This is a genomic window from Vibrio sp. Vb1729, assembly GCF_033338655.1.
Classification (GTDB): Bacteria; Pseudomonadota; Gammaproteobacteria; order Enterobacterales; family Vibrionaceae; genus Vibrio; species Vibrio alginolyticus.
On sequence record NZ_JAWOTB010000009.1, the window covers coordinates 29,845 to 42,351 of the forward strand.

The 12,507-nt window shown below is 46.4% G+C and carries 12 protein-coding genes; 3 read left to right on the top strand and 9 right to left on the bottom strand.

The window, feature by feature from the left end; all coding sequences use genetic code 11:
* Window position 1: 1 nt before the first annotated feature.
* A complete protein-coding gene (gene ilvA / locus R7E29_RS04255) occupies window positions 2-1,549 on the top strand; it encodes a threonine ammonia-lyase, biosynthetic (RefSeq protein WP_053304042.1) in 1,548 nt (515 codons plus the stop codon).
* A 54-nt stretch (window positions 1,550-1,603) separates the two neighbouring features.
* On the opposite strand, the gene punR is transcribed toward ilvA, so the two are convergent.
* Window positions 1,604-2,506: a DNA-binding transcriptional activator PunR gene (gene punR, locus R7E29_RS04260; protein ID WP_005378948.1), complete on the bottom strand. Its 903-nt coding sequence runs from the start codon at window positions 2,504-2,506 to the stop codon at window positions 1,604-1,606.
* 152 nt (window positions 2,507-2,658) lie between these two features.
* Here punR and punC point away from each other — a divergent pair, with 152 nt between their 5' ends.
* On the top strand, window positions 2,659-3,864 hold the full coding sequence (gene punC / locus R7E29_RS04265) for a purine nucleoside transporter PunC (protein WP_005378946.1): 1,206 nt from the start codon (window positions 2,659-2,661) through the stop codon (window positions 3,862-3,864).
* 44 nt (window positions 3,865-3,908) lie between these two features.
* Here the strand turns inward: punC and R7E29_RS04270 are convergent, their stop codons facing one another.
* Window positions 3,909-4,685, bottom strand: a complete 777-nt coding sequence (locus R7E29_RS04270; protein WP_005378944.1) for a transporter substrate-binding domain-containing protein — start codon at window positions 4,683-4,685, stop codon at window positions 3,909-3,911.
* Window positions 4,686-4,800: 115 nt separating this feature from the next.
* On the opposite strand from R7E29_RS04270, the gene R7E29_RS04275 reads away from it, so the two are divergent.
* Window positions 4,801-5,541 (top strand): amino acid ABC transporter permease, encoded by a 741-nt coding sequence (locus R7E29_RS04275; protein ID WP_053304043.1) that lies wholly within the window; start codon window positions 4,801-4,803, stop codon window positions 5,539-5,541.
* 80 nt (window positions 5,542-5,621) lie between these two features.
* Here R7E29_RS04275 and glmU read toward each other — a convergent pair whose 3' ends face one another.
* From glmU to atpF, 7 genes are all read right to left on the bottom strand, one after another.
* Entirely contained in the window at window positions 5,622-6,983 is a 1,362-nt protein-coding gene (gene glmU / locus R7E29_RS04280) for a bifunctional UDP-N-acetylglucosamine diphosphorylase/glucosamine-1-phosphate N-acetyltransferase GlmU (protein WP_053304044.1), read from the bottom strand.
* 149 nt (window positions 6,984-7,132) lie between these two features.
* On the bottom strand, window positions 7,133-7,555 hold the full coding sequence (locus tag R7E29_RS04285; protein WP_005378937.1) for a F0F1 ATP synthase subunit epsilon: 423 nt from the start codon (window positions 7,553-7,555) through the stop codon (window positions 7,133-7,135).
* Window positions 7,556-7,573: 18 nt separating this feature from the next.
* Window positions 7,574-8,977: a F0F1 ATP synthase subunit beta gene (gene atpD, locus R7E29_RS04290; protein WP_005383849.1), complete on the bottom strand. Its 1,404-nt coding sequence runs from the start codon at window positions 8,975-8,977 to the stop codon at window positions 7,574-7,576.
* A gap of 35 nt (window positions 8,978-9,012) precedes the next feature.
* Complete coding sequence (atpG, locus tag R7E29_RS04295) at window positions 9,013-9,879, bottom strand: F0F1 ATP synthase subunit gamma (RefSeq protein ID WP_005378932.1); 867 nt, start codon at window positions 9,877-9,879, stop codon at window positions 9,013-9,015.
* Between the two features lie 44 nt (window positions 9,880-9,923).
* Window positions 9,924-11,465: a F0F1 ATP synthase subunit alpha gene (gene atpA, locus R7E29_RS04300; RefSeq protein WP_005378931.1), complete on the bottom strand. Its 1,542-nt coding sequence runs from the start codon at window positions 11,463-11,465 to the stop codon at window positions 9,924-9,926.
* A 13-nt stretch (window positions 11,466-11,478) separates the two neighbouring features.
* Complete coding sequence (atpH, locus tag R7E29_RS04305; protein WP_005378930.1) at window positions 11,479-12,012, bottom strand: F0F1 ATP synthase subunit delta; 534 nt, start codon at window positions 12,010-12,012, stop codon at window positions 11,479-11,481.
* Between the two features lie 14 nt (window positions 12,013-12,026).
* Window positions 12,027-12,497: a F0F1 ATP synthase subunit B gene (gene atpF, locus R7E29_RS04310; protein WP_005378929.1), complete on the bottom strand. Its 471-nt coding sequence runs from the start codon at window positions 12,495-12,497 to the stop codon at window positions 12,027-12,029.
* Between the last annotated feature and the right edge of the window lie 10 nt (window positions 12,498-12,507).

The following is a 12,507-nucleotide window of genomic DNA, read 5'->3' on the forward strand; positions in this document are numbered from 1 at the left end:
AATGATGGAAGCTCAACCCGAAAAACAAGTGAACCAAACTGGCGCAGATTATCTGCGCCAAATCCTTCGCGCACCTGTTTATGAAGTAGCAACAGTGACGCCACTGCAAGAAATGCCTCGTTTATCTGCACGTATCGGGAATAACGTGCAGATCAAGCGTGAAGATCGCCAACCCGTACACTCGTTCAAATTGCGCGGTGCATACAACATGGTGGCGAGTTTATCTGAAGCACAAAAAGCCGCTGGTGTCATTGCAGCATCGGCAGGTAACCACGCTCAAGGCATGGCGCTCTCTGGTACTAAGCTAGGCATCAAGACCACCATCGTGATGCCCAAAACCACACCAGACATCAAAGTCGATGCGGTACGTGGCTTCGGTGGCAATGTAGTGCTGCACGGCAGCAACTTTGATGAGGCAAAAGCGGAAGCGGAACGCCTTTCTGATCTGCATGGGTACACATTTGTCCCTCCTTTCGATCACCCACTGGTGATTGCAGGTCAAGGCACCATAGGCATGGAAATGCTGCAGCAAAATGGTCACCTTGATTACATCTTCGTCCCTGTCGGTGGTGGCGGTTTGGCTGCCGGTGTTGCGGTACTTGTGAAGCAGCTCATGCCAGAAATCAAAGTGATTGCAGTTGAGCCAGAAGATTCGTCATGCCTCAAAGCTGCTTTGGATGCTGGTGAGCCAGTAGTACTAGACCAAGTCAGCATGTTTGCCGATGGCGTTGCAGTAAAACGCATTGGCGAAGAGACTTTCCGTCTATGCCAAAAGTACATTGATGGCCATATTGCAGTCTCTAGCGATGAAATCTGCGCAGCAGTAAAAGACATCTTTGAAGACACCCGTGCGATTGCAGAGCCTTCTGGCGCGCTTGCTCTGGCGGGTTTGAAGAAGTTTGCTGAACAGAACAAGCTGAAAGACAAAAACCTAGGTACGGTATTGTCTGGCGCAAACACCAACTTCCACGGTCTGCGTTATGTTTCTGAACGCTGCGAGCTTGGTGAAAAACGTGAAGGTCTGCTTGCCGTCACCATCCCTGAGCGTCAAGGTGCTTTCTTTGAGTTCTGTAATCTCATTGGCGGCCGTGCCGTGACAGAGTTTAACTACCGCTACAACGATGACGCATTGGCAAATATCTTTGTCGGTGTGCGTTTACAAGGCGGTCAGGAAGAGCTAGAACATATCATTCACGACTTACGTGATGGTGGCTACCCAGTGGTTGACCTGTCTGATGATGAAATGGCGAAACTGCACGTGCGCTACATGATTGGTGGTAAGCCGTCTAAGCCGCTTAAAGAGCGCCTCTACAGCTTTGAATTCCCAGAGTACCCTGGGGCGCTACTTAAGTTCTTAAGCACACTCGGCACACACTGGAATATCAGTTTGTTCAACTACCGTAACCACGGCGCTGACTACGGACGTGTTTTATGTGGTTTCGAGTTAGATGAAAGCGATTTAGCTCAGTTTTCTGCACATTTACGTGAACTTGGCTATCAATGCAAAGACGAGACAGACAACCCATCGTATAAGTTTTTCTTGTCATAAAACGCCACATTTTAAACATATCAATGAAAACACCTCGCTAATGCGAGGTGTTTTTTATGACTGTAACCAATCTTTATGTAGCTGATTAGGCGACCCAAGATAGTCCACCATCCACTGGATCAATTTATGATTATCATCTTTGCGCCATACTAAGCAGCAGTGACTGAGCGGTTTATCATCCGGCATGACCTTCTCCACCAGCACACCATCATTGATTAAGGGTGTTGCAATATGACGTGGCATGTAACCCACGCCCACCCCATTTTTTAAACATTCAATCGCACTATACCAATTGGGCAATAATAATCGGCGCTGTTGCGGATAATGGCCAGTATGGCGTTTTGGCAGCACGTTCGAAGTATCATCAAGACAGATCGCCGGAAATTGACTCACAAACGCTTCAGTAAGCACTTGTTGTCGAACGCAAGGATGAGCGGGTGACATTACAAATGCCCAATCTAATACGCCCATATCTTTGACTTCAAAATCTCCCCCAACGGGAACCGCAGATGTCGCGCCAACGACAATGTCGGCTCGACCTTGTGCTATGGCTTCCCAAGAACCATTGAAGACCTCCATATTGATCTGCAATTCAGCAAATTCAAACTCGCGATAGAAATCTTCCACCAAAGGTTTGAGTTTTTCTAACTTCACCACGTTATCTAAGGTCAGCTTTAACGTGCTTTTCCATCCTTGAGCCGCTCGCCGCGTTTGTGCTTTCACCTCTTCCATTTGACGCAGCAAAGAGCGCGCCTCGGCCATAAAAAGTTCACCCGCTGGAGTTAGCTCGACTTTCCTTGGTAAACGTCGAAACAGCACCACATCTAAATCTTGCTCGACCTGCCTTACTCCATAGCTGATGGCTGAGGGGACTTTATGCAATACCTCAGCCGCAGCGGTGAAACTGCCTAAACGGGCAACCGTATCCAGCATTTCCAAAGACGCTTTAGAGAACATGATTTAACCTTTCAAAAAATTTGATTGATAACCAACAATTTTAGCGTTTTATTTTCTCAAAATCGAAAAATAGAATAATAAGGTAAATAAATCAGGGTTGGCGCCAACTGATGTTGATTAAAAAATGATTAAATAATTTGACTGGTTGAATCATGAAAATCTCAAAACTACAGCTCATTTATCTGGCAGCATTATCGATGCTTGGCTTCGTTGCTACCGATATGTATCTGCCAGCATTCAAAGCGATGGAAATCGACTTTGCAACAGGCCCTGAGCAAATTGCGCTCTCTTTAACGGTATTCCTCGTTGGTATGGCGATTGGCCAGCTAATGTGGGGATTGGCATCCGATAAATTTGGCCATCGTAATACACTCGCAGCCGGGTTGGTGCTATTTACTATCGCGTCATTCGGTTTGGCTTTCTGTGATCAAGTATGGCAACTACTCACACTGCGCTTTATCCAAGCTATCGGTGTGTGTGCACCAGCCGTGATCTGGCAGGCTATGGTCATTAAGCGCTACTCAAGCAGTAGCCAACAAATTTTTGCGACAATCATGCCACTCGTCGCGCTATCACCAGCACTAGCACCTCAATTAGGGGTTGTGTTGGCAGATAACTTCGGCTGGCACAGTATCTTTATTACGCTAACACTGGTTGGTGTCTTTTTGGTCTTTGCGACCATGGCACAAAAAGACGAGAAAGCAGAAATCAAACAAACCAGTATGTCTGCCGACATCAAAGCGCTACTGAGTTCTAAAAAATACCTTGGCAACGTGTTTATGTTTGCGACGGCTTCAGCTGCATTCTTTGCTTACCTAACTGGGATGCCAGAAATCATGGCGCAACTGGGCTACGAAGCAAAAGATATTGGTTTGAGCTTTATCCCACAAACCATCGCGTTTATGGCTGGTGGCTACTTAGGTAAAGTAGGCGTTCGAAAATTTGGTGATGAAAAGGTTCTGCGCCAACTGATTGGCCTATTTAGTGTCGCGGCATTAATGATTTTCATTGCTTCACAGTGGGAGCTGTCATCGATTTGGCCTATTCTTGCGCCATTCTGTTTGATTGCCGTCGCTAACGGCGCGCTGTACCCAATCGTGGTAAACCGTGCACTGGCCAGCGCACAACAGAGCCCTGCAACAGCAGCAGGTCTGCAAAACAGCCTGCAAATCTGTGTAAGTAGCTTCTCAAGTGCATTGGTAGCCGCAATGGCAAGCCAAGCTCAGATGGTTACTGGCATCGCAATCATCATCTGTATGGGTGGGCTGTGGATGGGATACATTCTGTCGAATCGCGAATTATCCAAGCACTTTACGACTCCTGACAACGCCCGAGTCGTGAGTGAAGACGAACTTTAATCGTTCAGATAATAAAAAGAGCCGTGCAATGCGGCTCTTTCTGTTTATAAGCTTTTCAACCCCCACTTCTTGGCAGTCTGCTTAAAAAAGCCTTGAGTCTTTTTCAACTCTACCCAGTGATTGATATAATTAATCCATACTTGATCGTCTTGCGGCAACAACATAGCAATTGGGGTTGGTTTACGCGGTGCGGTCACTGGCACTATCGCCAACTGTTTAAACTTATCCACCAACGTCGCTGCTTCCACATTGGACGTCACCGATACATCGGCCCTGCGAGCTAGTAGTTCTTGGAAGTCGCGCGCTGGCGCTTCAATAACAATATGTTGAGCAGACGGGAAGAATTCTTTCACCATTTTTTCTTGTACCGTACCTAACGTCGCCGCGACTTTTACTTCTGGTTTATTAAAATCCGCCCAATCAGAGAATTTGGCGAGATCTTTCTTTTGCACCACAGGTACAAAGGCAAGGTAGAAATACGGCTGGCTGTATCCAGCTACTTTCGCGCGCGACATGTTCAGAGATGCGCTGCCAGTAATATCGTATTTGTTGGCGGTAATGCCATTAACTAGCGTCTTCCAATCCGTGGGAACATACTCCACTTTTACACCGAGATCTTTAGCAAGTTCTGTTGTTACATCGATATCGAAGCCACGATAACTGTTTGTCGCAGGGTCTTTCATCGTCATCGGATTCCAATCTCCCGTCGTTCCAACTCGGAGTACGCCATTGTCTAAAATGGATTGAAGACGGCTTTCAGCGTGAGCGACTTGAGTCGCAGCAAGCAAACACATTCCTAGCACTAGTAAAATCTTTCTCATTTTTATTCCCTTAAAAATAATGACCTTATACGGTTTAATAATTAACCTTTATTAGAGCTCTACTGATAACATAGCAGCAACAAAGGAAGTTTTTTAGTTAATTCAGGGAGTAAATGTGACGTTTCGAACTCTATGGCTATTTTCATTGCTATTACTCACTGGTTGTTCAGATTATCAATGGGGCTGGTATGTACTTGACCCTTCGACGGATCAAGGGCTCACCAATCTAAAGTTTTTAATCGCTGGGTTTAATGACACCATTCAGGTATCACTCCTCAGTATGTTATTTGCGATGAGCTTGGGCCTGATCGTTGCGTTACCCGCTCTGTCGGACTCTGCCTATCTGAAGTGGATAAACCGTATTTATGTCGAGGTGATCCGTTCAGTGCCAGTTTTAGTCTTACTACTTTGGGTGTATTACGGCATGCCTACGCTATTGGATGTCTCACTCAATCACTTTTGGGCGGGTGTTATTGCACTGACTATCGCTGAGAGTGCGTTTATGGCGGAAGTGTTTCGCGGTGGGATACAAGCTATCAGCCGTGGCCAGCATGAAGCAGCTGAGTCTTTGGGCTTAAGCTATTGGCAAAAGATGCGCTTGGTAATTCTTCCCCAAGCGTTTCGACAAATCCTCCCTCCACTGGGCAATCAATTTGTCTACATCCTCAAGATGAGTTCTTTAGTCAGTGTGATTGGTTTAAGCGATCTCACTCGCCGTGCTAATGAGCTGGTGGTGAATGAGTACTTACCCCTAGAGATTTATACCTTCCTCGTTTTGGAGTACTTGTTACTCATCCTATTTGTATCTCAAGCCGTTCGTTGGCTCGAAAAACGTATTGCTATTCCTAGTTACTAACGATGAAGCCTGAGCTAGAAACAACAAAGCCGCACTTGTTGAGCGGCTTTGACAATATAGCGATAGAGTGCAGGTATTGCTTATTTCTGTTTTACAGGACGCTGCCAGCCAGTAATTTTGCGCTCTTTGACGCGAGTAATTACTAACTCACCTTCTTCAACATCTTTTGTTAGTGTCGTGCCTGCACCGATGGTTGCGCCATCAGCGATAGTGACAGGCGCCACCAGCTGGCTATCAGAACCAACAAAAACATCATTACCGATGATGGTTTTAAACTTGTTCGCACCATCGTAGTTACAAGTGATCGTACCTGCACCGATGTTAGTACGTTGGCCGATCTCTGCATCACCTAAGTAAGTTAGGTGGTTCGCTTTTGAACCTTCTCCGATGCGCGCATTTTTCACTTCAACGAAGTTACCCACATGGGAATCGTTACGCATTTCAGCACCAGGACGAAGGCGAGTAAATGGACCAACCGTACATTCTTCACCAACCGTTGCACCTTCAATCACACTGTAAGGGCGAACGATGGTGTTGTCGTCGATTTCACAATCTTTCAGTACACAACCCGCACCGATAACCACGTTATCACCCAGTGAAACTTTACCTTCGATGATAACATTCACGTCGATTTCACAGTCCATACCGCACTGTAACTCACCACGCAAATCAAAGCGTGCTGGATCGCGTAGCATGACACCTTGCTCTAGCAGCTTCTGAGCTTGCATTGACTGGAAAGCACGCTCTAGACGAGCAAGCTGTGCGCGGTCATTGACCCCTTCCACCTCAATGGCATTGACTGGGTGTACAGCCTCAACGGCACGACCTTCATCGTGTGCAGCTGCAATAACGTCAGTTAGGTAGTATTCGCCTTGTGCGTTGTTGTTGTTTAAGCCAGACAACCAACGCTTAAGATCCCCACCAGTCGCAACCATCACACCAGTATTGATCTCTTTAATTTGTTTTTGTTCTTCTGTTGCATCTTTTTGCTCAACGATCGCCACAACAGGACCATTCTTACGGATAATACGACCGTAGCCTGTCGGGTTATCTAGAATCACTGTTAGTAGTGCAATACCGCCTGTTGGCTGTGCATCTAATAGGTTTTCAATCGTTTCAGCTGAAATCAGTGGAACATCACCGTAAAGCACCAGTACTTTTTCATCGTCTTCAAACTTCGGAGACGCTTGATCAACCGCATGACCTGTCCCTAACTGCTCCGCTTGAAGCACCCAATTTACAGGCTCTTCTGCAAGAGTGGTTTGCATTTGATCACCACCGTGGCCAAAGACCAAGTGGATATTTTGTGCACCTAGACCTGTACATGTATCAATCACATGTTTTGCCATTGGCTTACCTGCCAAAGTGTGTAGCACCTTAGGCATGTTCGAATGCATACGGGTACCTTTACCCGCTGCAAGAATCACAGCACTGAATTTCATTGATAACCTATTGACGTTTTATGTTAATTGGCCGTTATTTTAAACAGCTCTTTTAAAATAGTTAATGGAGTAAGGTAAATTTCCAACTAAAATTAATCAAAAAGGCGACCAATTGGCCGCCTTTTTTCATGCAACGTTGCTAATTGAGCTTAGCGACGCTTTTTTGTCAGCTCGATAACTCGTAGCTGAGCAATGGCTTTAGCCAGTTCACTGGCCGCTTGTGCGAAGTCCATGTCACCATGCTGATTCTGGATTTGCTCCTCAGCGCGGCGTTTGGCTTCTTCTGCCTTCGCTGCGTCTAGCTCTTCACCACGGATAGCTGTATCAGCTAGTACAGTCGCTGTACCAGGCTGAATCTCTACCATACCACCAGAAACATAAATAATTTCTTCGTGGCCGTGCTGTTTCACAATACGCACCATACCAGGCTTGATAGCGGTCAGCAGCGGTGTGTGACCATGGAAAATACCAAGTTCACCTTCGCTACCGGTCACCTGAAACGTTTCAACACGACCAGAGAAGATTTTCTTCTCAGCGCTTACTACGTCTAGGTGAAAGGTTATTGCTGCCATATCGCCTCCTAGTTAGCCTTATAGCTTCTTCGCATTCTCAATAGCATCGTCGATGCTACCGCAGTACATAAATGCCTGCTCAGGAATGTCGTCGTATTCACCAGCTAGTAGACCTTTAAAGCCACGTAGAGTCTCTTTTAGAGGTACGTAAATACCAGGGTCACCTGTAAATACTTCTGCTACGTGGTAAGGCTGAGTTAGGAAACGCTCAATCTTACGTGCACGAGATACAACTTGCTTATCTTCTTCAGATAGCTCGTCCATACCTAGGATAGCAATGATATCTTTCAGCTCTTTGTAGCGCTGAAGAGTCTGCTGAACACCACGAGCAACTTCGTAGTGATCTTGACCAACGACTAGTGGATCAAGCATACGAGATGTTGAATCTAGCGGGTCGATCGCAGGGTATAGACCCATTGCAGCGATGTTACGGTTAAGTACAACCGTTGCATCCAAGTGCGCGAACGTTGTTGCTGGAGACGGGTCAGTCAAGTCATCCGCTGGTACGTATACCGCCTGTACAGACGTGATAGAACCTGATTTCGTTGACGTGATACGCTCCTGAAGTACACCCATCTCTTCTGCAAGAGTTGGCTGGTAACCTACCGCAGAAGGCATACGACCTAGTAGTGCTGATACCTCTGTACCTGCAAGTGTGTAACGGTAGATGTTATCAATGAACAGTAGTACGTCACGACCTTCGTCACGGAAACGCTCTGCCATTGTTAGACCAGTCAGTGCAACACGTAGACGGTTACCTGGTGGCTCGTTCATCTGACCGTAAACCATCGCTACTTTTGATTCTTCAGGCTTCTCAACGTTTACAACGCCCGCTTCCTGCATCTCGTAGTAGAAATCGTTACCTTCACGAGTACGCTCACCAACACCAGCAAATACTGATAGACCTGAGTGCTGTAGTGCGATGTTGTTGATAAGTTCCATCATGTTAACGGTCTTACCTACACCTGCACCACCGAATAGACCGATTTTACCACCCTTAGCGAATGGACAAATTAGGTCGATTACTTTAACGCCCGTTTCTAGAAGTGCAATTTCGTTTGATTGCTCTTCGTAGCTTGGTGCACTACGGTGGATAGAGTAAACCTCTTCCGCACCCACTTCACCACGCTCGTCAATCGCGTCACCTAGGACGTTCATGATACGACCTAGAGTTTTAGTACCTACTGGTACTGAAATTGGAGCGCCAGTGTTAACCACTTCTACTCCACGACGTAAACCATCAGAGCTACCCATTACGATACAACGAACTACGCCACCGCCTAGCTGTTGTTGAACTTCAAGAACTAGACGCTCTTTTGAGTCCGTTACGTTTAGAGCGTCATATACACTAGGTACATTGCTCTGTGGGAACTCTACGTCGACTACCGCACCGATGATCTGTACGATCTTACCTGTAGCCATCGTTAATCCTCTAAACTATTTCGTTTTACCTAAGCTTAAACCGCAGCTGCACCACCAACGATTTCTGATAGTTCTTGTGTAATCGCAGCCTGACGGGCTTTGTTGTACACAAGTTCCAAATCGTCAATCAAACTGGTTGCGTTATCCGTTGCAGCCTTCATCGCAATCATTCGAGCCGCTTGCTCACAAGCAAGGTTCTCAACCACACCTTGGTATACCTGAGACTCTACGTAACGCACTAATAGCGTATCCAGTAGAGGTTTTGGTTCAGGCTCATAGATGTAGTCCCATGAATGCTCACGCTGCATCTCTTCGCTGTCCGATTTAGGCAAAGGTAGCAATTGATCGATCGTTGGTTGCTGAACCATAGTATTTACAAACTTGTTGAATACTACATATAGACGGTCCAGTTCACCTTCATCGTATTTCTTCAGCATTACGCCAACAGAGCCGATTAGGTCTTGTAGGCTTGGATTATCTCCAAGACCAGAAACCTGTGCCGCAACTTTTGCGCCACCATGTTTAAAGAAAGCTGTTGCTTTTGAGCCAACAACGGCTAGCTCAATCTCAGCACCTTTCTCTCTCCATGCTTGCATGTCTGTAACGGCTTTTTTGAACACGTTAATATTCAAACCACCACACAGACCACGGTCTGTCGAAACGATGATGTAACCAACACGTTTAGCTTCACGCTCTTCTAGGTACGGATGACGGTACTCTAGGTTTGCGTTAGCCACATGACCGATCACTTTACGCATTGTTTCAGCGTATGGACGAGAAGCTTCCATTGCATCTTGAGAACGACGCATTTTTGAAGCTGCTACCATTTCCATCGCTTTCGTAATTTTCTGAGTGCTTTTAACACTACCGATTTTATTACGTATCTCTTTTGCGCCGGCCATCGTTACTCTCCGTTAGTTGGTGGCAGAAACTGCCACCGACCTAATTACCAAGTTTGGGTTGCTTTGAAGTCGTCAGTCAGTTTCTTCAACTGAGCTTCGATTTCATCGTTGTAAGCGCCAGACTTGTCGATCTCAGCTGCTAGTTCAGCGTATTGACCGCGAGCGTACGATAGTAGAGCCGCCTCGAAATCTAGAACTTTGTTAAGTTCTACATCATCAAGGTAACCGCGCTCTGCCGCGAAGATAGTTAGAGCTTGGTCAAATACAGACATTGGAGCGTACTGCTTCTGCTTCATTAGTTCTGTAACTTTTTGACCATGGTCTAGCTGTTTCTTCGTTGCGTCATCAAGGTCAGAAGAGAACTGAGCAAATGCCGCTAGTTCACGGTATGCAGCTAGTGCTGTACGGATACCACCTGATAGTTTCTTGATGATTTTCGTCTGAGCTGAACCACCTACACGAGATACTGAGATACCAGGGTCAACAGCAGGACGAACACCAGCGTTGAATAGCTCAGTTTGTAGGAAGATCTGACCATCGGTAATCGAGATTACGTTAGTCGGTACGAATGCTGAAACGTCACCTGCTTGAGTTTCGATGATAGGAAGAGCAGTCAAAGAACCAGTCTTACCTTTCACTTCACCGTTAGTGAAACGCTCTACGTACTCTTCGTTTACACGAGCTGCACGCTCTAGTAGACGCGAGTGTAAGTAGAATACGTCACCTGGGAATGCCTCACGGCCTGGTGGACGTTTAAGTAGTAGAGAGATCTGACGGTAAGCTACCGCTTGCTTAGATAGATCATCGTAAACAATCAGTGCGTCTTCACCGCGATCGCGGAAGTATTCACCCATCGCACAACCTGCGTAAGGCGCTAGGTATTGAAGCGCTGCAGATTCAGAAGCTGATGCAACTACAACGATAGTATTTTGTAGTGCGCCGTGCTCTTCTAGTTTGCGAACAACGTTAGCGATAGTCGATGCTTTCTGACCGATTGCTACGTAGATAGAGAAAATACCAGAGTCTTTCTGGTTGATGATCGCGTCGATCGCCAGTGCTGTTTTACCAATCTGACGGTCACCGATGATAAGCTCACGCTGACCACGACCGATTGGGATCATTGAGTCAACTGACTTATAACCAGTTTGCACAGGTTGGTCTACCGATTTACGGTCGATTACACCTGGTGCGATCACTTCTACAGGCGAAGTCATTTTCGCTTCGATTGGACCTTTACCATCGATAGGCTCACCCAGCGTGTTTACTACGCGGCCTAGTAGTTCTGGACCAACTGGCACTTCAAGAATGCGGCCAGTACCTGTAACTTTCATGCCTTCCTTAAGGTCAGCATATGGGCCCATTACAACCGCACCAACCGAGTCACGCTCAAGGTTAAGTGCCAGTGCATAACGGCCACCCGGTAATTCAATCATTTCACCTTGCATCACGTCCGCTAGGCCGTGGATGCGGATGATACCATCGCTTACCGATACGATAGTACCCTCGTTGCGAGCTTCACTAACAACTTCGAAAGATTCGATACGTTGTTTGATCAGATCGCTAATTTCCGTGGAATTAAGTTGCATGCTCCAATCCCCATTAAGACTGCAATGCATCGCTCAGGCGGTTCAAACGACCACGCGCTGAGTCATCGATGACTAGGTCTCCGGCTCGAATAATAACCCCACCAAGTAGGGTCTCATCTACACTGCAATTCAGCTTCACTTTGCGTTCAAGACGCTTTTCAAGTTTGCTGCCAATGTTTGCAAGTTGTTCATCAGAAAGCTCTGTTGCTGAAATTACTTCAACATCAATTTCTTTCTCATGTTCTTTTTTCAGAGTAAAAAACTCTTTACAAACATCAGGAAGGGCCGCTAAACGACCATTCTCAGCCATTACCTTCAAAAGGTTTTGACCGTGCGCATCAACTTGTTCGCCGCAAACTGCAACAAAAATTTCTGCCATTTTGTCAGCAGAAACCGAACCCGTTAGTAGTTCGTTCATTTGTTCGTTTTTGGCCACTTCAGCAGCAAAAGATAACATTTGGCCCCATTGGTCCAACTGGTCTTTCTCTAAAGCAAAGTCGAAGGCTGCTTTAGCATAGGGGCGTGCGATAGTAGTCAAATCAGACATATGCGCCCCCAGACTTAAAGTTTTGCAGTAATGTTGTCGAGAATATCTTTTTGCGCATCTTTATCGATAGAACGCTCAAGGATTTTCTCAGCACCAGCTACAGCCAGAGTAGCAACTTGTTTGCGCAGCTCATCGCGTGCACGATTGCGTTCAGCTTCAAGTTCTGCTTCTGCTTGCGCTAGGATTTTCTGGCGTTCTGCCTGAGCTTCCTCGCGAGCTTCATCAAGAATTTGAGACTTACGTTTGTTCGCTTGTTCGATGATCTCAGTTGCTGTGCGCTTCGCTTCTTTCAATTGATCAGAAGCGTTGGCTTGTGCTAGATCCAAGTCTTTCGCAGCACGTTCTGCTGCTTGAAGACCATCAGCAATTTTCTTCTGACGCTCTTCGATCGCTTGCATCAATGGTGGCCATACATACTTCATGCAGAACCACACAAATAGTGCGAACGATATTGCTTGACCTAGCAGAGTTGCGTTTATGTTCACAACAGCTACC

What these genes read in the sequence shown, in the direction of transcription:
- ilvA (WP_053304042.1), top strand. Translation starts at nt 2, where the DNA reads ATGATGGAAGCTCAACCCGAAAAACAAGTGAACCAAACTGGCGCAGAT.
- punR (WP_005378948.1), bottom strand. Translation starts at nt 2,506, where the DNA reads ATGTTCTCTAAAGCGTCTTTGGAAATGCTGGATACGGTTGCCCGTTTA.
- punC (WP_005378946.1), top strand. Translation starts at nt 2,659, where the DNA reads ATGAAAATCTCAAAACTACAGCTCATTTATCTGGCAGCATTATCGATG.
- R7E29_RS04270 (WP_005378944.1), bottom strand. Translation starts at nt 4,685, where the DNA reads ATGAGAAAGATTTTACTAGTGCTAGGAATGTGTTTGCTTGCTGCGACT.
- glmU (WP_053304044.1), bottom strand. Translation starts at nt 6,983, where the DNA reads ATGAAATTCAGTGCTGTGATTCTTGCAGCGGGTAAAGGTACCCGTATG.
- R7E29_RS04285 (WP_005378937.1), bottom strand. Translation starts at nt 7,555, where the DNA reads ATGGCAGCAATAACCTTTCACCTAGACGTAGTAAGCGCTGAGAAGAAA.
- atpD (WP_005383849.1), bottom strand. Translation starts at nt 8,977, where the DNA reads ATGGCTACAGGTAAGATCGTACAGATCATCGGTGCGGTAGTCGACGTA.
- atpG (WP_005378932.1), bottom strand. Translation starts at nt 9,879, where the DNA reads ATGGCCGGCGCAAAAGAGATACGTAATAAAATCGGTAGTGTTAAAAGC.
- atpA (WP_005378931.1), bottom strand. Translation starts at nt 11,465, where the DNA reads ATGCAACTTAATTCCACGGAAATTAGCGATCTGATCAAACAACGTATC.
- atpH (WP_005378930.1), bottom strand. Translation starts at nt 12,012, where the DNA reads ATGTCTGATTTGACTACTATCGCACGCCCCTATGCTAAAGCAGCCTTC.